Consider the following 23,345-nt stretch of genomic DNA (forward strand, 5'->3'; position numbering starts at 1 on the left):
CCCAGCGTTCGCCGGGCGTCCTCACGCCACGCTCCGCGTGGTGCCTTTGGCTCCGACTCCAGGCCGGACGGCCCGGTCGCGAGCGGGCGTCCTGCCCGCCGCTCCCTGAGAGCAGCATCCCTGCTGCCCTCGCCTGGCCCTCCGTCTGCGCCGCAGCGCTGCGGAATGCCCGTCACCCGTAGGCGACCCCTACAACCTTCCCGCGCCTGACCCTACCCGTAGGCGATCCTTACTACCTTATCGCGCCATAATTCCCTCAGCCTGCTTCAAATGCAAAAAGGGCCAGCTCGCTGGCTGGCCCTTCGGGTAATGCGGATAACGATATTAATTAATGTACATTTACCTGATTCACCTGATGCGGCTGGCTTTTACGACCGGCCTTGCCCAGGAAGCCTGCGATTACGGCTTCAATCAGCAGAATGATAAGTGTCACCCAGCTGGCTTTAGCAGTAGCAGAGGCTGCTTTATCACCGGCTTCACGCGCTTTCTGTTCAGCCTGTTTCTTTAATTCTTCATATTTCTGATACGCCTGCTGATAACTCTGCTGCGTCTGGGCAACGATCTGATCGACTTCCTGATCGCTTTTGCCTGTACGCGCTTTAATAATGTTTTTCAGTGCATCAAGGTCAGCAGCCTGAAGCGTTGACTGATTGCGCTGAATAACGCCCTGGAACCAGTTGGCTAAATCAGTATCCGCTGACTGCTGATGCGTCGCGGTATTTTCAGCCTGGTTCTGTGCGTGATTTTTCTCGTTGTTGGCATCCTGCTTGAGATTCTCCGGCTGCAGCTCGGGTTTACCGGTCTGACGCAGCGTGGTTTCAAGCTCATTCTGGATATTGTTAAGATCGATATTATTTTCCTGGAGTTTATCCTTTGCTGCCTGAGTGACAGAAGGCGCAACGGCAGAAATACCATTACCCAGTAAGCTAAATCCGGATCCAATGACGCTGGCCGTACCGCTTACCGCGCTGCTTAATACCGATACCACCAGCCAGACGCAAATCAGCGTATTCACGGCCCACATCAGTACGCCGTGCAGCGCGCCTTCACGCTGGGCCAGGCGACCGGTAATAAACGCGCCCGCAGCGATAGAAATAAGCATTGAAAGGCCGGTCCAGATCAACGCGCCTTTACCAAGACCGTCCACCGGATTTTGTTCTTTAAGCGGGTCAATTGTCGTAGCACCAATTGCCGTACCTAAAATAGTGAGTAGCAAATAAATAACGATGGAAATGATAACGCCTGCAAAAACGGCGCTCCACGAAATACGCTTAAGCGGTATACCCGTGTTTAATTCACTGTAAACCGGATGGATATGAGTATCACTCATTGCGAAGTCTCCCTTAGTCGGATAGTTATTCGATGCCATAATCAAACATCGTTATTAATGACTTTATCTAATACGCCCTGCTGGTGATAAGCCTGGTCGCAATCGGTTGTTTCTACCAGAAAAAAAATAAAAAATTAAATTCTTGTTGGTAATTATTGAGTTAATGGAAGGCTGGATGAGTAAAAGACTTTAAGGAGATGAATGTCTCAGGTGAAAATATAGGATTGTGGAATGTTCTTAGGGGGAGTTTGGGACCAGGATCGACCTTTTGCCGCTAAAAATCCGCTCAACGGCTAAGCACGTCTTTTAAAAAAAGACGGATCGAAAACGACCCGTCATTGAACACTCAGACCCGATTAGCCTTCAGCCTGCTTTGACTGGATCGCCGTCAACGCAATGGTATAAACGATGTCGTCAACCAGCGCGCCACGTGACAAATCGTTGACCGGCTTACGCATCCCCTGAAGCATTGGTCCGATTGAAATCAGGTCGGCCGAGCGCTGCACGGCTTTATAGGTCGTGTTACCGGTGTTCAGATCCGGGAAGATGAACACGGTTGCCCGGCCGGCGACCGGAGAATCAGGCGCTTTGGATTTCGCCACGTCAGCCATGATTGCCGCATCATACTGTAACGGACCATCAATAATCAGATCGGGACGTTTCGCCTTAGCGATGCGCGTTGCTTCGCGCACTTTCTCAACGTCGCTGCCCGCGCCGGAATTACCGGTCGAGTAGGAGATCATCGCCACGCGAGGCTCAATGCCAAAGGCCGTGGCGGAATCAGCGGACTGAATGGCGATTTCTGCCAATTGTTCCGGGTTGGGATCCGGGTTGATCGCACAGTCGCCATACACCAGTACCTGTTCAGGCAACAGCATGAAGAAGATCGATGACACCAGCGAGCTATTCGGTGCGGTCTTGATCAACTGTAGCGGCGGACGAATGGTATTCGCCGTAGTGTGAACCGCACCCGAAACCAGGCCGTCAACTTCTCCACGCTCCAGCATCATAGTACCAAGCATCACGTTGTCTTCCAGCTGCTCCTGAGCGACGACTTCGGTCATGCCTTTGCTTTTACGTAGTTCGACCAGACGCGGTACGTAGTTCTCCCGCACGGCATCCGGGTCAACAATCTCAATACCCTTGCCCAGTTCAACGCCCTGAACGGCTGCCACGCGCTGGATCTCATCCGGATTACCCAGCAGGATACAGGTCGCAATGCCACGTGCGGCGCAAATAGCTGCCGCTTTAACCGTGCGCGGTTCGTCGCCTTCCGGCAGAACAATGCGTTTGCCTGCCTCGCGCGCCAGCTCGGTGAGCTGATAGCGGAAAGCCGGCGGCGAGAGGCGGCGGCTACGTTCGGAGGTTGCCGTCAGCGAGTCAATCCATTCGGCATCAATGTGGCTGGCGACGTACTCCTGAACGCGCTCTATACGCTGGGTATCGTCGCTGGGCACTTCAAGATTAAAACTTTGCAGGCTGAGTGAGGTCTGCCAGGTATTGGTTTTCACCATAAACACCGGCAGGCCGGTGGCAAAAGCACGTTCGCAAAGTTTACGGATCGGCTCGTCAATCTGATAGCCACCGGTCAACAGGACGGCACCAATCTCCACGCCGTTCATCGCAGCCAGACAGGCAGCAACCAGCACGTCAGGTCGGTCTGCTGAGGTGACCAGCAGAGAGCCAGGACGGAAGTGTTCCAGCATATGCGGCAGGCTGCGCGCGCAGAAGGTTACCGATTTGACGCGTCGGGTCTGGATATCACCTTCATTGATCACATCAGCATTCAGATGACGGCACATATCAATTGCGCGCGTCGCGATCAGGTCGAAACTCCATGGGACGCAGCCCAGTACCGGCAGGGGGCTGTTGGCAAACAGCTGCTTTGGATCGACATTGGCGACGCTGGCCTTAGTGGAATCATCGAAAATTTCAGAGAGATCGGGGCGGGTACGCCCCTGATCGTCAACCGGGGCATTCAGCTTGTTGATGATAACGCCGGTGATGTTTTTATTTTTGCTGCCGCCAAAGCTGCTTTGCGTCAGTTCAATGCGCTCTTTCAACTGCGCTGGCGAATCGTTGCCCAGCGACATAACAAAAACGATTTCGGCATTCAGCGTCTTAGCAATTTCATAGTTCAGCGCGGAGGCAAACTGATGCTTGCGGGTAGGGACCAGCCCTTCAACCAGCACCACTTCGGCATCTTTCGTATTTTCGTGATAGCGCTTGATGATCTCTTCCATCAGCACATCCTGCTGGTTTGAACCCAGCAGCGATTCGACGCGGCTCATCTGTAGCGGTTCGGCCGCCGGGATGGAGGAGTTTTTACGGATAATAAGGGTCGTCTGGTCAGGAACATCGCCGCCGGTGCGCGGCTGAGCGATAGGTTTGAACACGCTGAGACGGACGCCTTTACGTTCCATGGCGCGAATGACGCCGAGACTGATACTGGTGAGGCCGACGCTGGTGCCGGTTGGAATCAACATAATGGTGCGAGACACGATAAACCTCTCTTGTTAACCTTTTATAACGGCGGCAGGCGGTAATTGCGCCAGGGTTGGCACGCGGAGACCTCTCTCTGCCACTGCTCCCGTTATACCGGGTATGTAGTTGTTAGTGTCAAAATTAATGCCGCCAGCCTGCGCTGGCGGGAGACGTGCTTAAGCGGTAAGGCGGCTGGCATCACGCGCGATGACCAGTTCTTCATTGGTTGGAATAACCAGTGCAGGCCGGGTGCCCTCTTTACTGATAAAGCCGGATTTACCAAAACGCGCAGCCAGATTGCGCTCGTGATCGACTTCAAAGCCCAGAAGGCCCAGCTTCGCCAGCGACAGCTCGCGCACCATCGCGGCATTTTCGCCAATGCCGCCGGTGAAGATCACCGCATCCAGCCGTCCTTCCATCAGCGCGGTATAGGAACCGATGTACTTGGCGAGACGGTGACAGTAAACATCCATCGCCCGTTTGGCATCTTCTTTTGCCTCGTAGTTATCTTCTACATAGCGACAGTCGCTGGTCACGCCCGTCAGGCCAAGCAGGCCCGACTCTTTGGTCAGCATCTTATTGATCGCGTCAACGCTCATACCCAGGGTATCGTACAGGAAGAAGATGATGGCGGGGTCAATATCACCGGAGCGGGTGCCCATCACCAGGCCTTCGAGCGGCGTCAGGCCCATGGAGGTATCCACGCACTTACCGTTACGAATGGCGGAGACGGAGCCACCGTTACCCAGGTGACAGGTGATAATATTCAGCTCGTCGACCGGCTTGTTCAGCGTTTTGGCTGCTTCCTGAGTAACGTAATAGTGGCTGGTGCCGTGCGCGCCGTAGCGTCGGATGCCGTGCTCTTTATAGAGTGAGTAGGGCAGGGCATAAAGATAGGACTCTTCAGACATTGTCTGATGGAAAGCGGTATCGAAAACCGCGACATTCTTATCAGAGAGGTGCGGAAAGTTTTTCATCGCTTCCTCAATGCCGATCAGGTGCGCCGGGTTATGCAGCGGGGCAAAGGAAGAGGCATCTTTAATACCCTGAATCACGTCCCGATCGATAATGACCGAGTGCGTGAGTTTTTCACCACCGTGTACAATGCGATGGCCGATTGCAGTAATTTGTGCAGACAGGGCGGTTTTTTGTGCCAGAATAGTTTTAACGATGAAGTTGAGGGCTTCGCTATGCGCGGCGCCTGCCCCCAGAGTGGCTTCCTGTTTGCCCTCTTCCATCTTCCACTTGATACGGGCTTCGGGCAGGTGAAAACATTCGGCTAAACCGGAGAGATACTCTTCACCGCTTGCAGGATCGATGATGGCAAACTTAAGCGAAGAACTGCCGCAGTTCAGAACCAGAACTAACTTACTCGACATGGAAGGTCCTATTAGTTAAAAGTGGCGAAAAAAACGCGATCCGGACTATCAGCGTGACGCATGAAAGCAGGACATTAATGATGAACAATATGCTCCTGGAAAATTTTGTCCGAAAGCAAAAAAATCTCAGAAAATTTACGCGATTTTTTGATTGTTGCCGCTCAAATGCACTAATGCCTGTCATGCGGCAGCAACCCTGCAACAGGTAGTCAACAAATGCGCACAGGATAACCAGAGCGCCGTTTAAAGACAAAATTTTTTGAAAAATGTCGTGTAAAGTTGTTTAAGCATGTTATTAATTTTATCTCTCCAGAATTGAGGTCAGCTATGGCTAATGAATCAGGTAGCGTCGGTTGGATAAAACTGTTCCAGCACGGGCAGCATTATATGAAGACGTGGCCAGTCGATAAGCGCCTTGCGCCAATGTTTCCTGAGAACAGAGTCACCCGCGCGACGCGTTTCGCCATTTGCTTTATGCCGCCGCTGGCCATCTTTTCTCTGACCTGGCAGATTGCCCTTGGGGGGCAGCTGGGGCCAGCTATTGCAACCGCGCTGTTTGCCTGTAGCCTGCCGATGCAGGGTCTGTGGTGGCTGGGCAAGCGCTCTGTTACGCCACTGCCACCCGCGTTGCTTAGCTGGTTCCATGAGGTTCGTGAAAAGTTGCAGGCAGCCGGGCAGGCTATTGCCCCCGTTGAGGGTAAACCGACCTATCAGTCGCTGGCTGACGTGCTGAAGCGGGCATTCAGACAGCTCGATAAGACCTTTCTGGACGATCTTTGATGTTAAGGCGGGGTTTACGCCCTGAAGCCATGAAAAACCCGGCCTGAATCAAAGAACCGTCACCTTGCCATACCACCTGTACGCGGGTTATGCGATCCTGAGTCATGCGCTTCCGATTTCAGTTTCTTTACCCCTATGCAGGAGTTCATAATGGAAATGACCGCCCCCCAACGCTTGATCCTCGCTAATCAGTATAAAATCATGAGCATGCTCGATCCGGATAATGCTGAGTGCTATCGCCGTCAGCAGACCATCATTGAGCGCGGCTATGGTTTGCAAATGCGCGAGCTCGATCGTGAGTTCGGTGCGCTCTGCGAAGCAGAGTGCCGAACGCTGAACGATATTATGGAGATGCATCACGCACTGCACGTGTCCTGGACTAATCTGAAAGATCCCAGCGTTATTGAAGCGCGCCGACTGATGTTTCATGGCTTTGACGCGGCCACAGAAGCGCAATTGCTTGGCTATGTGCGATTTATGGTACATGTGGAGGGGCGTTATACGCACTTCGATTCCAGCCTTCACGGTTTTAATGCCCAGACGCCGATGTGGGAAAAGTACCAACGGATGCTGTCTGTGTGGCACACTTGTCCAAGGCAGTACCATTTGAGTGCGAATGAGATCGCGCAAATCATCAACGCCTGAGTTGGGTAAGGAAGAGCGTAGTGAAGTGTAAAGGTTTTCTGTTTGATCTGGATGGCACGCTGGTGGATTCACTTCCGGTTGTCGAACGCGCCTGGACAGGCTGGGCATCACGTCACGGTATTGCAGCGCATGACGTGCTGGATTTTATTCACGGCAAGCAGGCAATCACCTCACTGCGCCATTTTATGGCAGGGGCATCAGACGAGGCGATTCAGCAGGAATTTTTTGCTCTGGAGAAGAGTGAGGCTGAGGATACCGACGGGATCACCGCCCTGCCGGGTGCCATGCAGCTTCTGGCTACGCTGGAGGAGCTGGACATTCCCTGGGCTATTGTGACCTCAGGCTCATTGCCGGTGGCGTCGGCACGGCGCAAGGCGGCGGGGCTGCCCGAACCGGAAGTGCTGGTCACCGCCGAGCGGGTGCAGAATGGCAAGCCGGAGCCGGATGCATACTTATTGGGGGCTCAACTGCTCGATCTGGAGCCGGAAGAGTGCGTCGTGGTTGAAGATGCCGCCGCCGGTATTCTTTCAGGACTGGCGGCGGGTTGCCATGTGGTTGCCGTCAATCCGCCTGCAGGCGCGCCGAGGCTGGAAGATGTCGATATGCAGCTCAGCTCCCTTACAGAGCTGATCGTGCATAAGAATCCTGACGGAACGATTGATGTGCACAGAAAACACTAAGAGATGATTTAACCCCGCTTATGCGGGGTTTTTTTATGCCACAATTTATACCCTTCCCGTTGGCGTACAGAGGGTTGTCGTGACTAAAGAGCTTATCTGGGTAATTGGTTTATTACTGGTGGCGGTGCTGTTATTCGCCAGCGGCAGATTGCGTATGGATGTCGTCGCATTGCTGGTCATCGTTGCCTTTGTCCTCAGCGGTACGCTGACGCTACAGGAAGCGACCCTCGGGTTCAGCGATCCTAACGTGATACTCATTGCCGCGCTCTTTGTCATTGGCGCTGGCCTGGTGCGCACTGGGGTAGCGATTACAATGGGCGACTGGCTGATAAAAATGGCCGGAAGCAGCGAAACGCGCATGCTGGTGCTGCTGATGCTCACGGTGGCCGGACTGGGCGCAATCATGAGTTCGACCGGCGTAGTGGCTATCTTTATCCCCGTGGTGCTTAGCGTTGCGGCGAAGATGAAGCGATCGCCTGGCCGCCTGATGATGCCGCTGAGTTTTGCCGGCCTGATTAGCGGCATGCTGACGCTGGTCGCAACGCCACCGAACCTGGTGGTTAACAGCGAGCTGGTCAGAGAGGGGCTAAAAGGCTTCGGCTTCTTTGACGTCACCCCCATCGGGCTGGTCACGCTGGTGCTGGGCATCGGCTATATGATGATCGCGCGCTTCTGGCTGGTGACCTCGCAGAGTGAGAGTGAAGCTTTGCGGCACCCCCGTCGCAGCTGGCAGGACCTCATCCGCGACTATAAGCTGAGCGGGCGCGCCAGAAGGCTGGCAGTCTGGCCGGGTTCGCCGCTGATTGGCCTGCGGGTGGATGACCTGAAGCTTCGGGAGCGTTACGGTATTAACGTGGTCGGGCTGGAACGCTGGCGCAAGTTTCGTCGGGTGATGGTTCCGGTGAGCGGTACCACTGAGTTTCGGGCGCAGGATATTTTGCTGGTTGATATCTCCGCTACGGACACCGACTTACGCGAGTTTTTACGCGAACAGCGGCTTGAGCCAAAGATCCTGCGGGGAGATTATTTCTCCGATCGCGCGCAGGACGTGGGGCTGGCAGAGGTACTGATCGTGCCGGACTCGTCGCTGGCGGGAAAAACGCTGCGTGAAATCACGTTCCGTACACGCTATGACACCAGCGTGGTGGGATTGCGTCGCCGGGGTCAGCTATATGAAGATTCCGTGATTGATTTACCGCTGGAGCAGGGGGACATCCTGCTGGTGATTGGGGACTGGAAGAAGATCCGGCTGTTGCAGCAGCAAACGCATGATGTTGTTATGCTCAACCTGCCCGCTGAGATTGACGACGTTGCACCCGCTCACAGTCAGGCGCCCCATGCGATTTTTTCTCTGGCGCTGATGGTGGCGATGATGCTCACCGACGAGATCCCTAACGCCATAGCGGCGCTGATTGCCTGCCTGCTGATGGGAAAATTTCGCTGCCTTGATATGGAGAGCGCCTACCGGGCCATTCACTGGCCCAGCATCATTTTGATTGTTGGGATGATGCCATTTGCGCTGGCCCTGCAAAAAACGGGTGGGGTAACGCTTATCGTAAACGGGCTGATGGGCATCGCGGGGGGGCGCAGCCCGCATATGATGCTGCTTTGCCTGTTCGTGCTCTGTGCAACCATCGGTTTATTTATCTCTAATACCGCCACGGCGGTGCTTATGGCGCCGATAGGGGTAGCGGCCGCTCATCAGATGGGGGTCTCGCCTTATCCCTTTACCCTGATTGTGGCGGTAGCGGCTTCGGCTGCCTTTATGACGCCGGTCTCTTCACCGGTCAACACGCTGGTGCTGGGGCCGGGAGGCTACAAATTCAGTGATTTTGTGATGGTGGGCGTCCCTTTTACCCTGCTGATTATGGTGGTTAGCGTAGTGATGGTGCCGGTTCTGTTTCCTTTTTAGCACCAAGCCGCCGCACCCATACCTACTCGTCAGGCTTTATTCGTCAGGCTTTATTACAGAGACTCCTGGCTTATCTCATCCAGAGAGAGGCTGAAGCTGGGCACAAAGACCGCCACAAAGTAGTCCATCTCCGGACTGTGACGGGCAGTCAGTGTTTTTTCCAGCCGCGCCTTAGCCAGCTGGAATTCGTGATTCCCCGCTGAAAGCTCTTCCAGACATTTGAGATAAGCGCACAGCGCATCGGCCTGCTTGACGATCGCCGTTTCCTCTTCACTGTGCTGGTGTTCATCAAGCAGTGGGCGGTAGGCGGCTTGCAGCTCTTCCGGCAGCATATCAATCAGCTTCAGCTGGGCAATCTTCTCGATCTTTTTGTATTCGCGAGCGATCTGCGCGTTGTAGTACTTTACCGGTGTCGGCAGATCGCCGGTGAGTACTTCGCTGGCGTCGTGGTACATCGCCATCAGTGCGATACGCTCGGCGTTCAGACTACCGTTGAATTTTTGATTTTTGATCACCGCCAGCGCATGGGCCACCATCGCAACCTGCAGGCTGTGTTCAGACACGTTCTCAGTACGTACGTTACGCATGAGTGGCCAGCGGTTAATCAGCTTAAGACGTGAGAGATGGGCAAAAAAATGGCTCTGGTTCATCGGACGGTTTCCTGTGCGTTGACAAAGGAGCCAGACTGTCCGGCCCTCGCGGCAAGTATACACCCTGTGGCAGCCGGGCTGTATGGGACGGGCAGCCTGGCTGGCACAGGGGGTGTATGGTGCGGGAGCCGGAGACAGCCCCTGCCGTCGGGCTGAAAGCATCCTGAAACCCTTCCAACTGCATCCGACGGATGAATGGAGAGGCCCTTCCGGCGTTAGCCCGCCCAACTGATCCCAGCACTGGCTTACTGGCGGTATCCCTCCAGGAAGCGGCCAAATTTACCGATCGCCATCTCCAGATCGTTTACGTGGGGCAGGGTAACGATACGCACGTGGTCCGGCCAGGGCCAGTTAAATGCGCTCCCCTGAACCAGTAAAACTTTTTGTTGTAACAGGAAATCCAGCACCATTTTCTGATCGTCGTGCAGATTAAACTTTTTGGCATCAATGCGCGGAAACATATACAACGCGCCGTCTGGCTTCACGCAGCTGACGCCCGGAATATCATTGATCAGCTCCCAGGCGCGCTGGCGCTGCTCATACAATCTGCCTCCCGGTGCGATAAATTCGCTAATGCTCTGATATCCACCCAGAGCAGTCTGAATGGCATGCTGGGCCGGGACATTGGCACAAAGACGCATTGACGCAAGCATCTCAAGCCCTTCGATATAGCCTTTAGCATGCTTTTTGGGTCCATTAAGCACCATCCAGCCCTGGCGGAAGCCCGCCACGCGGTAGGTTTTGGACAGGCCGTTAAAGGTGACCGTAAGCAGGTCCGGCGCCAGGGCGGCAATCGAATGATGCTGCGCGGCATCGTAAAGAATTTTGTCGTAGATCTCATCGGCGAAAATAATGAGCTCGTGCTGACGCGCCAGCTCAACGACTTCCATCAGCAGTTCTTTGCTATAAACCGCGCCGGTCGGATTATTAGGGTTAATAATGACGATGCCCCGGGTACGCGGAGTAATTTTGCTGCGGATATCATCAAGGTCGGGGAACCAGCCGGCCGATTCATCACAGAGATAGTGCACCGCTTTACCGCTGGAGAGCGAGACCGCTGCGGTCCATAGCGGATAATCGGGCGCAGGCACCAGCATTTCGTCACCGCTGTTCAACAGCGCCTGCATTGACTGCACGATAAGCTCAGAAACGCCATTGCCGATGTAGACATCTTCAACGGTCATGTCACGCATATCTCGTGCCTGATAGTGCTGCACAATCGCCTTACGTGCAGAGTAAAGGCCTTTTGAATCGCAGTAGCCCTGTGCGCTGGGCAGATTACGGATGACATCGACAAGGATTTCGTCAGGCGCCTCGAAACCAAAGGGTGCCGGGTTGCCGATGTTCAGCTTAAGGACCTTATTACCTTCTTCTTCCAGACGTTTTGCTTCTTTCAGTACCGGACCACGAATGTCATAACACACGTTATCCAGCTTATCGGACTTATTAATTGGGTTCATTTTTCTCGCCTTAAACTCTCAGAGCCGCATTCCTGCCGTGGAAAATTAAAACCTGCACAATGTACTCCTGTCACCGTCACTTTTGAAGGGTGCAGGACGGCTTTAGCCCCCTGTATTCAACAAATCCATATGAATCAAACGGGCTGTGCAGGATCTAAGGAAAGTAAGTTCGCTTAGTGATTAATTAATATCATAAAAATTAAATCCCGCAGATTGGTCAATATGCCGCAATCAACGGGTTAAACGGGGAGAAAGTCAGCGAGTTTATTCATATGAGGCAGGACTTTTTTGTCAATATTTGGTTAAGTATGGTGTATTGATGCATGGGGTTATTGTCAAAAAAAACTTTACTGGGTGTATAAAGTTTAATCAGCATGGCATAATGGGTTCCTGACTGTCTGAAGTGCGATTGTCAGTACCCGGTGTGATACTCCAGGACTAAGCCTGTAAGAAATGGTAAATTTTTATGGCGGAATGCTGATGTGATAAGGGTTGGCCAATAAAATCTTATTTTACTGATAAGAATAATCGCTTTTGGGCTTAAAAATTAATCGGCAGTATGTCAGGATAATGTTCAGCGGACTTTGCACCGAATATGCAGGTGTTTCAGGCGGCATAGTCAGCGTTTTTGCCGCCTGCAAGCTTAAGGGTTTCTTAATAGTAGCGTGAGAATATGGCAACTTTTAATCCATCAACTTTTTGATGATTGCTTTACAATGCCGGGTACGCAGCCCGAATAATTGTATCTCAACGTACGCTGACCCCCTTAACCGCCCGGCTTTCTGATCCTTATGGGTCAGGGCCTTATGCGTTTGTGATGTATCAGATCGAAGAACCTGTTAAGGCTATTACCTGAAAACGTATTTCAGGTTTTGTACCGGCAGGGTTTTAAGGTCTGCGATAAAAAGTAATGTACGGCTGATTTCAAGTGCATTACCGCCAGATTCCCTTAGTATCAAATTGATATTGAAGGAAAAACACCAGGATAGCTGTTAATAAAAACTTATAAAGTGAAGAAAAAAAATGACTAGTACAAATCGTCCCATCCTCAATCTTGACCTTGATCTATTGAGAACGTTTGTTGCCGTTGCCGATCTGAATACCTTTGCGGCAGCCGCCGCCGCGGTATGCAGAACGCAGTCGGCAGTGAGCCAACAGATGCAGCGTCTTGAGCAGCTGGTAGGCAAAGAGCTGTTCGCCAGACACGGGCGCAATAAATTACTGACTGAGCATGGTATCCAGCTACTGGGCTATGCGCGTAAAATTTTGCGCTTTAATGACGAGGCCTGTACTTCTCTGATGTACAGCAATATTCAGGGCGTCCTGACTATTGGTGCATCCGACGATACCTCCGATACCATCCTGCCGTTTCTGCTGAACCGTGTGACTTCGGTTTACCCTAAGCTGGCTATAGATGTGCGGGTGAAGCGTAATCCCTTTATGATGGAGATGTTAAATCAGGGCGAGGTTGATCTGGTCGTGACCACTTCCAGTCCAATGAACTTCACCTGGCAGGTACTACGTACTTCTCCAACATTATGGTACTGCGCAGCAGACTATATTTTTCAGCGTGGAGAAGCGATCCCGCTGGTGCTGCTGGATGAGCCAAGCCCGTATCGTGATATGGCTATCGACCACCTTAATGAGGCGGGTATACCGTGGCGCATTTCGTACGTGGCTTCCACGCTGGCGGCTGTTCGCGCTGCGGTTAAGGCCGGACTGGGTGTTACTGCACGCCCGGTTGAGATGATGAGTCCGGAACTGCGGGTAATGGGCGCGGCTGAGGGTCTGCCGGTACTGCCGGATACCGAGTACTTACTCTGCCGTAACCCGGAAAGCGATAATGAGCTGGCGCTGGCTATATTTAATGCGATGGAGTCCAGTAACGACCCTTATAACCTCGCTCTGGCTGTGCAGGATAGCAGCGAGCTTACCGACGACGCTGAATAATCTTAAGTTAATAATTTATTCTCAAGCTTTTATTTATTATAGATAAATAATAGAAAACTGAGATAAACAAAGCCTTCCTGCGATGTAAAGCGGGAAGGCTTTTTTTTAGTGTAATTTTCTGCCTGTTTCTACCCAATTATCCGCATTAAACTTTCTGCTGTTCTCCACGCCTCACGGCTCCGATTTAAGACCCTGAAATGTCACTGGTTAAAGTTTTTTAAATGATTCCTCTTCTCAACTAGCGCCAGCCCGCGTGGCCCAGGGGCCCGTAAGGTGACTGGATTTTCTTCATAAAAGATAAAACTGTGTCCTGGATCAAAAAAATAACCCTGATGAGGGGCAGGAAAAGACGACAATTCCTGCGAGAATAGAGGGTGTTAAAACCTCGATCCATGCAGGGGAATACCCGCTACACTTTGTTCACAGGATGAGACTGACTCGATTTAGCTCACTTTCTGCGCATGATATGTTAATAAAATGCTGCGGGTGTAAATTAACGTGTGGATACTTTTGTCAAAGTTGACAAAAGGTTATAGAAAGGAGTAAAAAACCCCATAAAACTGCTGTCTTATCAAAAAAGACCGTAAAATTTATAAGGTTTTTTATTTTTTCCCTTGAATCGATGTGGTGGGTCAGCTGCCGATACAGAGCAGTACGCCGGACATCACTGTGTGAGTGAAGCAGAAAGCATGTCAACTACTAATGGAATTGTTGCCCACCACTGGGCATTCGCTGTATTTCTCATTGTCTCCGTCGGTCTGTGCTGCGCAATGTTAGCCGGGGCCTGGTTTCTGGGCGGGAAAGCACGCGGACGCTATACAAATACCCCTTTTGAGTCCGGTGCCGCGCCCGTGGGTACCGCTAAGCTGCGCATGTCTGCCAAGTTCTATCTGGTGGCCATGTTCTTCGTCATCTTTGACGTTGAAGCCCTCTATTTATACGCATGGTCGACCGCCATTCGCGAAAGCGGATGGACCGGCTTTGTGGAAGCTACGATTTTCATTTTGGTACTGCTTGCTGGTCTGGTTTATCTGGTGCGGATACGTGCACTGGATTGGGCTCCTGCACCGCGCCGCATCGTGGTCAAGCCAACCACCATTTCGCATTCCAATCGTCATACGCAGTAACAGCGAGGCATTAAAATGGACTATACGCTCACCCGCGCCGACCCGAACGGTGAGAATGACCGTTACCCCCTGCAGAAACAGGAAATCGTCAGCGATCCCCTGGAAAAGCACGTTCACCAAAGCGTCTACATGGGCAAGCTCGAACACGCGCTGCATGACATGGTGAACTGGGGGCGCAAAAATTCTCTGTGGCCGTTCAACTTTGGCCTTTCGTGTTGTTACGTAGAGATGACCACGTCATTTACGGCCGTGCATGACGTGGCGCGATTTGGTTCGGAAGTTATTCGTGCCTCGCCGCGTCAGGCGGACTTTATGGTGGTTGCCGGTACCTGCTTCACAAAAATGGCGCCGGTTGTTCAGCGTCTGTACGACCAGATGCTGGAACCTAAGTGGGTGATTTCGATGGGTGCCTGTGCTAACTCCGGTGGCATGTACGACATCTATTCTGTGGTGCAGGGCGTGGATAAATTCCTGCCCGTTGATGTGTATATCCCCGGCTGCCCACCGCGCCCGGAGGCGTATATGCAGGCGCTGCTGCTGTTACAGGAATCGATCGGCAAAGAGCGTCGTCCACTCTCCTGGGTGGTTGGCGACCAGGGCGTTTATCGCGCCAATATGCAGTCCGAGCGTGAACGTAAGCAGGGCGAGCGTATTGCCGTCACCACGCTGCGTACGCCTGACGAAATTTAGAGAATGCCCGCAAAGGGCACTGCAGTTTATGGACGTGGCCTGAAAAACCCGGCGCATAAAAACCACAACCAGCGCAAGGCCCGTCCTGACGCCAATAATGAGCGCCTGCACGCAGGCCCACATGGTGAATAACTTATGACTGATTTGACCACGCAAGATCTCGCTCAGCCAGCATGGCAAACCCGCGATCACCTGGATGACCCGGTGATTGGCGAGCTGCGTAACCGTTTTGGGCCCGATGCTTTCACCGTTCAGCCTACCCGCACCGGCGTGCCGGTGGTCTGGGTGAAGCGGGAGCAACTGCTGGAAATCACGGAATTCCTGCGCAAGCTGCCACAGCCTTACGTGATGCTCTATGATCTGCACGGCATGGATGAGCGTCTGCGCACCCATCGCGCAGGCCTGCCTGCCGCAGATTTTTCCGTGTTCTACCACTTCATCTCCATTGAGCGTAATCGCGATATTATGCTCAAGGTGGCACTGTCAGAGAAAGATCTGCACGTCCCGACCCTGACCAAAATTTTCCCTAACGCCAACTGGTACGAGCGTGAAACCTGGGAAATGTTCGGTATCACTTTCGATGGGCATCCCCACCTGACGCGCATCATGATGCCGCAGTCCTGGGAGGGGCATCCGCTGCGTAAAGATTATCCGGCACGCGCCACCGAATTTGACCCCTTTGAGCTGACGAAGCAGACCGAAGATCTGGCAATGGAGCAGATGACCTTCAAGCCGGAAGAGTGGGGCATGAAGCGCAGCACCGCCAACGAGGACTTTATGTTCCTCAACCTCGGTCCTAACCACCCTTCAGCGCACGGGGCTTTCCGTATTGTGCTGCAGCTGGACGGCGAGGAGATCGTCGACTGCGTACCGGATGTGGGTTACCACCACCGTGGCGCAGAAAAAATGGGCGAACGTCAGTCGTGGCACAGCTACATTCCCTACACTGACCGTATCGAATACCTCGGCGGCTGCGTTAACGAAATGCCTTACGTGCTGGCGGTTGAAAAGCTGGCGGGCATCAAGGTTCCCGAACGCGTTGACGTGATCCGCGTGATGCTTTCAGAGCTGTTCCGCATAAACAGCCATCTGCTCTATATTTCTACTTTTATTCAGGACGTCGGCGCGATGTCACCGGTGTTCTTTGCCTTTACCGACCGCCAGAAAATTTATGACGTTGTGGAAGCGATAACCGGTTTCCGTATGCATCCTGCCTGGTTCCGTATTGGCGGTGTGGCGCACGATTTGCCGAAAGGCTGGGATCGCCTGCTGCGGGAATTCCTTAACTGGCTGCCGAAACGCCTGAAGGCCTATGAGCAGACGGCGCTGAAAAACAGCGTGCTGATTGGTCGTGCTAAAGGTGTCTCTGCCTACGGGATGGAAGAGGCGCTGGCCTGGGGAACAACCGGTGCCGGGCTGCGCGCTACCGGGCTGGACTTTGACGTGCGTAAATGGCGTCCCTACTCTGGCTATGAAAATTTCGACTTTGAAATACCGATTGGCGATGGCGTGAGCTGTGCCTATACCCGCGTTATGTTGAAAATGGAAGAGATGCGCCAGAGCCTGCGTATTCTTGAACAGTGCCTGAACAACATGCCGGAGGGGCCGTTCAAGGCAGACCATCCGCTGACCACGCCGCCGCCGAAAGAGCGCACCCTGCAGCATATCGAGACCCTGATCACTCACTTCCTGCAGGTTTCATGGGGGCCGGTGATGCCAGCCAACGAATCCTTCCAGATGATTGAGGCGACGAAAGGGATTAACAGCTACTACCTGACCAGCGACGGCAGCACCATGAGCTACCGCACCCGCGTGCGAACGCCGAGCTTCCCGCATCTGCAACAGATCCCTTCGGTGATCAACGGCAGCCTGGTATCCGATTTGATCGTATACCTCGGTAGTATCGATTTTGTTATGTCAGACGTGGACCGCTAACTATGCATCAGGAAAGAATTGCGATCGAAACGATCGATGACCACGACGCTTTTGTGCTGAGCGCGGCAGAGCGTGATGCCATTGAGCATGAGAAGCATCATTACGAAGACGCGCGTGCGGCCTCGATTGAGGCGCTGAAAATCGTGCAGAAACAGCGCGGATGGGTGCCGGACGGCGCTATCCATGCCATCGCTGAGGTGCTGGGCATTCCGGCCAGCGACGTTGAAGGCGTGGCGACATTCTACAGCCAGATCTTCCGCCAGCCGGTGGGCCGCCATGTGATCCGCTACTGCGACAGCGTGGTGTGCCATATCACCGGTTTCCAGGGCATCCAGGCGGCGCTGGAACAGAATCTGCACATTAAGCCGGGTCAGACCACGGCGGATGGCCGATTCACGCTGCTGCCCACGTGCTGCCTGGGCAACTGTGACAAGGGGCCGACGATGATGGTGGACGAGGATACGCACGTTCACCTGACGCCGGAAAATATCGTCAACCTGCTGGAGCAGTATCCATGACAGTCAGAGAGATCGTTCGTACGGCGGAAACGCATCCGCTGACCTGGCGGCTGCGCGACGATAAACAGCCCATTTTCTTTGATGAGTATCGCAGCAAAAACGGCTACGCCGGTGCCGACAAAGCGCTGAAGACGCTGTCTCAGGACGAAATCGTCGCGGCGGTGAAAGAATCCGGCCTGAAAGGTCGCGGCGGCGCGGGCTTCTCCACCGGACTGAAGTGGAGCCTGATGCCAAAAGATGAGTCGATGAATATCCGCTATCTGCTGTGTAATGCGGATGAAATGGAGCCCGGTACCTATAAAGACCGCCTGCTGATGGAGCAGCTGCCGCATCAGCTGGTGGAAGGTATGCTGATCAGCGCCTTTGCGCTGAAAGCTTACCGTGGCTACATCTTCCTGCGCGGCGAATATATTGAAGCGGCAGTAAACCTCCGCCGGGCCATTGCGGAAGCGACCGAAGCGGGTTACCTGGGTAAAAATATTCTCGGCACCGGTTTCGACTTTGAGCTCATCGTTCATACCGGCGCGGGGCGCTACATTTGCGGTGAAGAAACGGCGCTGATTAACTCCCTGGAAGGACGTCGCGCGAACCCGCGTTCCAAGCCGCCTTTCCCGGCCTCCGCGGGCGTATGGGGCAAACCTACCTGCGTTAATAACGTGGAAACCCTGTCTAACGTGCCTGCTATCCTCGCCAACGGCGTGGAGTGGTACAAAAGCATCTCTTCAAGTGACGACACCGGTACCAAGATGATGGGCTTCTCGGGCCGGGTTAAAAACCCTGGCGTCTGGGAGCTGCCGTTTGGCACCACCGCGCGCGAAATCCTGGAAGATTACGCTGGCGGCATGCGCGACGGCCTGAAATTCAAGGCCTGGCAGCCGGGCGGGGCGGGGACTGACTTTCTGACGGAATCGCACCTCGACCTGCCGATGGAGTTTGCCAGCATCGGTAAAGCGGGCAGCCGTCTGGGTACGGCGCTGGCGATGGCGGTGGACCATGAGATCAACATGGTGTCGCTGGTGCGCAATCTGGAAGAGTTCTTTGCCCGCGAATCCTGCGGCTGGTGTACGCCATGCCGTGACGGCCTGCCGTGGAGCGTCAAAATTTTGCGCGCGCTGGAGCGAAAAGAGGGGCAGCCGGGCGATATCGAAACGCTGCTGCAACTTTGCCGTCAGCTCGGACCGGGGAAAACCTTCTGTGCGCATGCGCCGGGTGCCGTCGAGCCGCTGCAAAGCGCGATCAAATATTTCCGCGAAGAGTTCGAGGCAGGTATTGCCCCGCAGGTGTTCAGTAACGCCCACGCGATTGCGGGCATCCAGGCCAACCTGCTGAAAGCCCGCTGGTAAATGAATATTTAGTGCGATAAATCGCCGCAAATTTGCCCAATAGCTTTCCGGTCGCAGCAAGGCGACAAGAGAACGCATCCCCGGGAGCTTACATAAGTAAGTGACTGGGGTAAAAGAACGCAGTCAACACCGCTGTGGCCGGAAAGATGAAGGGCAAAGAGAATTGTGTTTAACGCTCGTATGAGCCTTACGGAAGCATGTTCACTATGGCTACAATACATGTAGACGGTAAAGAATATGACGTTGATGGAGCGGACAACCTGCTACAGGCTTGCCTCTCGCTCGGCCTCGATATTCCTTATTTTTGCTGGCACCCTGCGCTGGGAAGCGTGGGAGCCTGCCGCCAGTGCGCGGTCAAGCAATATCAAAATGCCGAAGACACCCGTGGTCGCCTGGTCATGTCCTGCATGACCCCGGCCTCAGACGGCACGTTCATCTCCATTGATGATGGTGAAGCGAAAGAGTTTCGCGAAAGCGTGGTGGAGTGGCTGATGACCAACCACCCGCACGACTGTCCGGTTTGTGAAGAGGGCGGCAACTGCCACCTGCAGGACATGACCGTGATGACCGGCCACAGCTTCCGTCGCTATCGGTTCACCAAGCGTACCCACCGCAATCAGGATCTCGGTCCGTTTATCTCGCACGAAATGAACCGCTGTATCGCCTGTTATCGCTGCGTTCGCTACTACAAAGATTATGCGGACGGTACCGATCTTGGCGTGTACGGCGCGCATGACAACGTCTATTTCGGTCGTCCGGAAGATGGCACGCTGGAGAGCGAATTCTCCGGCAACCTGGTAGAGATCTGCCCGACCGGCGTCTTTACCGACAAAACGCACTCCGAGCGCTATAACCGCAAATGGGATATGCAGTATGCCCCAAGCATCTGCCAGCAGTGCAGCGTGGGCTGTAACACCAGCCCGGGCGAGCGCTACGGCGAACTCAGGCGCATCGAAAACCGCTACAACGGCACCGTAAACCAGTACTTCCTGTGCGATCGCGGGCGCTTTGGCTATGGCTATGTGAACCTGAAAGACCGGCCACGTCAGCCCATGCAGCGTCGCGGTAATGACTGGATCGCCCTCAACGCCGAACAGGCAATGCAGGGCGCGGCGGACGTACTGCGTCAGGCGAAGAAAGTGATCGGTATTGGCTCTCCGCGCGCCAGCGTTGAAAGCAATTTCGCTCTGCGCGAGCTGGTTGGTGCTGAAAACTTCTTTACCGGCATCCCGGCCGCTGAACAGGCGCGGCTTGAGCTGATGCTGAATATTCTACGCGATGGCGGCATTCACACGCCTGCCCTGCGTGAAATTGAAAGCTATGACGCCGTGCTGGTGCTGGGTGAGGACCTGACCCAGACCGGTGCCCGGGTGGCGCTGTCGGTACGTCAGGCGGTGAAGGGCAAAGCGCGTGAGATGGCCGCCGCGCAGAAAGTGGCGGACTGGCAGATTGCGGCCATTATGAACATTGGACAGCACGCCAAACATCCGCTTTTTGTCACTAACGTCGATCGCACCCGCATGGATGACATCGCGGCGTGGAGCTACTGCGCGCCGGTGGAAGACCAGGCTCGTCTGGGCTTTGCCATTGCTCACGCGCTGGATGAAACGGCGCCAGCGGTCAGCGATATCGACAGGGCGCTGAGCGGAAAAATTGATGTTATCGTCCAGGCGCTGGCCGGGGCAAGAAAGCCGCTGATTATCTCAGGCGTTAACGCGGGCAGCGAAGCCGTTATTCAGGCGGCCGCCAACGTGGCAAAAGCGCTCAAGGGCCGCGGTGCCGACGTTGGTATTACCCTGCTTTCCGGTGCGGCTAACAGCGTCGGTCTGGGCCTGATCGGCGGGCAACCGCTCGAAGCGGCGCTGGATGAAATGGCAGGCGGCGCGGCGGATGCGGTTATCGTTATGGAAAACGATCTCTATCGCCATGCTCCTAAGGCCAGCGTGGACGCGGCGTTAAGCAATGCGGCCAACGTGATTGTGGTCGATCACCAGCGCACGGCGACCAGTGACAGGGCGGGGCTGATCCTCTCCACCGCCAGCTTTGCGGAGAGCGATGGCACCGTAATCAATCAGGAAGGCCGCGCACAGCGCTTCTTCCAGGTTTACGATCCGGCCTATTACAACGACAGCGTGCAGATGCTTGAAAGCTGGCGCTGGCTGCACTCACTGCAGAGCACTATCCGCAGCCGTGAAGTGGACTGGACCCAGCTTGACCATGTGATCGACGCCTGCGTTCAGGCGCTGCCGCAGCTGGCCGCAATTAAAGACGCCGCGCCGGATGCCAGCTTCCGTATTCGCGGACAGAAACTGGCGCGCTCCCCTGCGCGCTCCAGCGGCCGTACCGCCATGCGCGCTAACATCAGCGTACATGAGCCGCGTCAGCCGCAGGATAAGGACACCATGTTTGCCTTCTCCATGGAGGGTAACAACCAGCCCTCAGCCGCGCGTTCGCAGATCCCCTTTGCATGGGCGCCGGGCTGGAACTCCCCGCAGGCATGGAATAAATTCCAGGCTGAAGTGGGCGGAAAGCTGCGCAATGGCGACCCGGGCGTGCGCCTGTTTGAGGCCGGTGAGGCGCAGATGGACTGGTTTGACGTAGTACCCGCTGCCTTTGCTGGTCAGCCTGGCCGCTGGCGCGTGGCGCCTTATTTCCACCTGTTTGGCAGCGAAGAGATGACGCAGCGTTCAGCGGTGATTCAGCAGCGTATGCCCGCACTGTATGCCATGGTTAACCCGGCCGATGCGGCAACGCTTGGTGTGAATGCGGGGGCCACCGTCGAGTTTAACTGTGCCGGTGAAACCCTGCGTCTGCCGGTACGTTTCTCCGTAACGTTACAGGCGGGGCAGGTAGGGCTGCCGATTGGCCTGCCGGGCATTCCTCCTTTCCTGCTGGGTGCCAATATTGACAATCTGCAGGAGGCGGCACAATGAGCTGGCTGACACCGGAAGTTATTGACGTACTGATTGCCGTGGTTAAGGCCCTCGTGATCCTGTTTGTCGTGGTCGGCTGTGGGGCATTTATGAGCTTCGGCGAACGCCGTCTGCTCGGCCTGTTCCAGAACCGCTACGGACCTAACCGGGTCGGCTGGGGCGGTTCGCTACAGCTGGTAGCGGACATGATCAAAATGTTCTTTAAAGAGGACTGGACGCCGCCCTTTACCGACCGGGTGATTTTCACGCTGGCGCCGATGATCGCCTTTACCTCGCTGCTGCTGGCGATGGCTATTGTTCCTGTGACCTCAACCTGGATGGGGGCGGACCTCAATATTGGGCTGCTGTTCTTCCTGATGATGGCCGGGCTGGCCGTGTATGCGGTGCTGTTTGCCGGATGGTCCAGTAACAACAAATACTCCCTGCTGGGGGCGATGCGCGCCTCGGCGCAGACCCTGAGTTACGAAGTGTTCCTCGGCCTGTCGCTGATGGGCGTGGTGGCACAGGCGGGTTCGTTCAATATGGTCGACATTGTCAACAGCCAGCAGCATCTGTGGAATATCATTCCGCAGTTCTTCGGCTTTCTGACCTTTGCCATTGCGGGCGTCGCGGTCTGTCACCGTCACCCCTTTGACCAGCCGGAAGCGGAGCAGGAACTGGCCGACGGTTATCATATTGAATACGCCGGGATGAAGTTTGGCCTGTTCTTTGTGGGTGAATACGTCGGGATTGTTACCGTCTCCTCGCTGATGGTGACGCTGTTTTTCGGCGGCTGGAATGGTCCGTGGCTGCCACCGATCTTCTGGTTTGCGATCAAAACGGCGTTCTTCATGATGATGTTCATACTGATTCGTGCTGCGTTACCGCGCCCGCGCTATGACCAGGTGATGTCGTTCGGCTGGAAAGTTTGTCTGCCGTTGACGCTGTTGAACCTGCTGGCCACCGCCGCAGTGATTCTGTACAACGCGCAGTAAGGGGTAAGACAATGACATTAAAAGATATTGTGGTGGGTTTTGGCACCACGGTTCGCAGTATATTTCTGATTGGCATGAACGCGTTCGCGAAGCGTGAAACCATGATGTACCCGGAAGAGCCGGTGTATCTGCCGCCGCGCTATCGTGGTCGCATCGTGCTGACGCGCGATCCCGACGGTCAGGAGCGCTGCGTAGCCTGCAACCTGTGCGCGGTTGCCTGTCCGGTAGGCTGTATTTCTCTGCAAAAAGCCGAAATGCAGGATGGCCGCTGGTATCCCGAGTTTTTTCGCATCAACTTCTCACGCTGCATATTCTGCGGCCTGTGTGAAGAGGCCTGCCCGACCACGGCGATTCAGCTTACCCCGGACTTTGAGCTGGGTGAGTTCAGGCGTCAGGATCTGGTTTATGAAAAAGAGGATCTGCTGATTTCCGGTCCGGGCAAATACCCGGAATATAATTTTTACCGGATGGCGGGTATGGCAATCGACGGGAAAGACAAAGGTCAGGCTGAAAATGAAGCCAAACCTGTCGACGTCAAGGGCTTGTTACCTTAAG

17 protein-coding genes and 1 pseudogene are annotated in these 23,345 nt (G+C 54.6%); 13 read left to right on the forward strand and 5 right to left on the reverse strand.

The annotated features are described in order from the left end of the window. Nucleotides 1-328 precede the first annotated feature (328 nt). The 3 genes from ACLRGG_RS08105 to ackA form a co-directional block, all read right to left on the reverse strand. Nucleotides 329-1,330, reverse strand: a complete 1,002-nt coding sequence (locus ACLRGG_RS08105; protein ID WP_416249239.1) for a TIGR04086 family membrane protein — start codon at nt 1,328-1,330, stop codon at nt 329-331. A gap of 356 nt (nt 1,331-1,686) precedes the next feature. Next, on the reverse strand, nt 1,687-3,831 hold the full coding sequence (gene pta, locus ACLRGG_RS08110; protein ID WP_416249240.1) for a phosphate acetyltransferase: 2,145 nt from the start codon (nt 3,829-3,831) through the stop codon (nt 1,687-1,689). Between the two features lie 159 nt (nt 3,832-3,990). Continuing rightward, complete coding sequence (gene ackA / locus ACLRGG_RS08115) at nt 3,991-5,193, reverse strand: acetate kinase (RefSeq protein WP_416249241.1); 1,203 nt, start codon at nt 5,191-5,193, stop codon at nt 3,991-3,993. A gap of 327 nt (nt 5,194-5,520) precedes the next feature. On the opposite strand from ackA, the gene yfbV reads away from it, so the two are divergent. From yfbV to ACLRGG_RS08135, 4 genes are all read left to right on the forward strand, one after another. Beyond that, on the forward strand, nt 5,521-5,973 hold the full coding sequence (gene yfbV / locus ACLRGG_RS08120) for a terminus macrodomain insulation protein YfbV (protein ID WP_416249242.1): 453 nt from the start codon (nt 5,521-5,523) through the stop codon (nt 5,971-5,973). A 150-nt stretch (nt 5,974-6,123) separates the two neighbouring features. Then, nucleotides 6,124-6,618 (forward strand): YfbU family protein, encoded by a 495-nt coding sequence (locus ACLRGG_RS08125; protein ID WP_416249243.1) that lies wholly within the window; start codon nt 6,124-6,126, stop codon nt 6,616-6,618. Nucleotides 6,619-6,638: 20 nt separating this feature from the next. Continuing rightward, nucleotides 6,639-7,298 carry a sugar phosphatase gene (locus ACLRGG_RS08130; RefSeq protein ID WP_416249244.1) on the forward strand — a complete coding sequence of 220 codons (660 nt, stop codon included), beginning with the start codon at nt 6,639-6,641 and terminating at the stop codon, nt 7,296-7,298. A gap of 79 nt (nt 7,299-7,377) precedes the next feature. Further along, nucleotides 7,378-9,210, forward strand: a complete 1,833-nt coding sequence (locus tag ACLRGG_RS08135) for an SLC13 family permease (protein WP_416249245.1) — start codon at nt 7,378-7,380, stop codon at nt 9,208-9,210. A 53-nt stretch (nt 9,211-9,263) separates the two neighbouring features. Here the strand turns inward: ACLRGG_RS08135 and yfbR are convergent, their stop codons facing one another. Both yfbR and ACLRGG_RS08145 read right to left on the reverse strand, forming a co-directional pair. Continuing rightward, entirely contained in the window at nt 9,264-9,860 is a 597-nt protein-coding gene (yfbR, locus tag ACLRGG_RS08140; RefSeq protein WP_416249246.1) for a 5'-deoxynucleotidase, read from the reverse strand. Between the two features lie 245 nt (nt 9,861-10,105). Further along, on the reverse strand, nt 10,106-11,320 hold the full coding sequence (locus ACLRGG_RS08145) for a pyridoxal phosphate-dependent aminotransferase (RefSeq protein WP_416249247.1): 1,215 nt from the start codon (nt 11,318-11,320) through the stop codon (nt 10,106-10,108). A 1,023-nt stretch (nt 11,321-12,343) separates the two neighbouring features. Between ACLRGG_RS08145 and lrhA the strand changes: the two genes are divergently transcribed. The 9 genes and pseudogenes from lrhA to nuoI all read left to right on the forward strand — a co-directional run bounded on the left by lrhA (nt 12,344) and on the right by nuoI (nt 23,344). Then, entirely contained in the window at nt 12,344-13,270 is a 927-nt protein-coding gene (lrhA, locus tag ACLRGG_RS08150; protein ID WP_416249248.1) for a transcriptional regulator LrhA, read from the forward strand. A gap of 689 nt (nt 13,271-13,959) precedes the next feature. Further along, the gene (locus ACLRGG_RS08155) at nt 13,960-14,397 is read left to right on the forward strand and encodes an NADH-quinone oxidoreductase subunit A (protein ID WP_067705708.1); all 438 of its coding nucleotides are present in this window, start codon (nt 13,960-13,962) and stop codon (nt 14,395-14,397) included. Between the two features lie 15 nt (nt 14,398-14,412). Next, nucleotides 14,413-15,087: a NuoB/complex I 20 kDa subunit family protein gene (locus ACLRGG_RS08160; protein WP_067705705.1), complete on the forward strand. Its 675-nt coding sequence runs from the start codon at nt 14,413-14,415 to the stop codon at nt 15,085-15,087. Nucleotides 15,088-15,208: 121 nt separating this feature from the next. Further along, nucleotides 15,209-17,022 (forward strand): annotated as a pseudogene (nuoC, locus tag ACLRGG_RS08165) (NADH-quinone oxidoreductase subunit C/D). Between the two features lie 2 nt (nt 17,023-17,024). Beyond that, complete coding sequence (gene nuoE, locus ACLRGG_RS08170; RefSeq protein WP_416249249.1) at nt 17,025-17,540, forward strand: NADH-quinone oxidoreductase subunit NuoE; 516 nt, start codon at nt 17,025-17,027, stop codon at nt 17,538-17,540. Beyond that, nucleotides 17,537-18,883: an NADH-quinone oxidoreductase subunit NuoF gene (gene nuoF, locus ACLRGG_RS08175; RefSeq protein WP_345828357.1), complete on the forward strand. Its 1,347-nt coding sequence runs from the start codon at nt 17,537-17,539 to the stop codon at nt 18,881-18,883. Before nuoE ends, nuoF begins: the two co-directional genes overlap by 4 nt. Nucleotides 18,884-19,089: 206 nt before the next feature. Then, nucleotides 19,090-21,816 carry an NADH-quinone oxidoreductase subunit NuoG gene (gene nuoG, locus ACLRGG_RS08180; protein WP_416249250.1) on the forward strand — a complete coding sequence of 909 codons (2,727 nt, stop codon included), beginning with the start codon at nt 19,090-19,092 and terminating at the stop codon, nt 21,814-21,816. Next, nucleotides 21,813-22,790: an NADH-quinone oxidoreductase subunit NuoH gene (nuoH, locus tag ACLRGG_RS08185; protein WP_067705697.1), complete on the forward strand. Its 978-nt coding sequence runs from the start codon at nt 21,813-21,815 to the stop codon at nt 22,788-22,790. Before nuoG ends, nuoH begins: the two co-directional genes overlap by 4 nt. 11 nt (nt 22,791-22,801) lie before the next feature. After that, on the forward strand, nt 22,802-23,344 hold the full coding sequence (gene nuoI / locus ACLRGG_RS08190; protein WP_416249251.1) for an NADH-quinone oxidoreductase subunit NuoI: 543 nt from the start codon (nt 22,802-22,804) through the stop codon (nt 23,342-23,344). Nucleotide 23,345: the final 1 nt, after the last annotated feature.

It is taken from the genome of Erwinia sp. PPS120 (genome assembly GCF_047918655.1).
GTDB lineage: Bacteria > Pseudomonadota > Gammaproteobacteria > Enterobacterales > Enterobacteriaceae > Erwinia > Erwinia tasmaniensis_A.

Coding starts and splice junctions, on each gene's coding strand:
- ACLRGG_RS08105 (WP_416249239.1), bottom strand. CDS start 1,330: ATGAGTGATACTCATATCCATCCGGTTTACAGTGAATTAAACACGGGT.
- ackA (WP_416249241.1), bottom strand. CDS start 5,193: ATGTCGAGTAAGTTAGTTCTGGTTCTGAACTGCGGCAGTTCTTCGCTT.
- yfbV (WP_416249242.1), top strand. CDS start 5,521: ATGGCTAATGAATCAGGTAGCGTCGGTTGGATAAAACTGTTCCAGCAC.
- ACLRGG_RS08125 (WP_416249243.1), top strand. CDS start 6,124: ATGGAAATGACCGCCCCCCAACGCTTGATCCTCGCTAATCAGTATAAA.
- yfbR (WP_416249246.1), bottom strand. CDS start 9,860: ATGAACCAGAGCCATTTTTTTGCCCATCTCTCACGTCTTAAGCTGATT.
- ACLRGG_RS08145 (WP_416249247.1), bottom strand. CDS start 11,320: ATGAACCCAATTAATAAGTCCGATAAGCTGGATAACGTGTGTTATGAC.
- lrhA (WP_416249248.1), top strand. CDS start 12,344: ATGACTAGTACAAATCGTCCCATCCTCAATCTTGACCTTGATCTATTG.
- ACLRGG_RS08155 (WP_067705708.1), top strand. CDS start 13,960: ATGTCAACTACTAATGGAATTGTTGCCCACCACTGGGCATTCGCTGTA.
- ACLRGG_RS08160 (WP_067705705.1), top strand. CDS start 14,413: ATGGACTATACGCTCACCCGCGCCGACCCGAACGGTGAGAATGACCGT.
- nuoE (WP_416249249.1), top strand. CDS start 17,025: ATGCATCAGGAAAGAATTGCGATCGAAACGATCGATGACCACGACGCT.
- nuoF (WP_345828357.1), top strand. CDS start 17,537: ATGACAGTCAGAGAGATCGTTCGTACGGCGGAAACGCATCCGCTGACC.
- nuoG (WP_416249250.1), top strand. CDS start 19,090: ATGGCTACAATACATGTAGACGGTAAAGAATATGACGTTGATGGAGCG.
- nuoH (WP_067705697.1), top strand. CDS start 21,813: ATGAGCTGGCTGACACCGGAAGTTATTGACGTACTGATTGCCGTGGTT.
- nuoI (WP_416249251.1), top strand. CDS start 22,802: ATGACATTAAAAGATATTGTGGTGGGTTTTGGCACCACGGTTCGCAGT.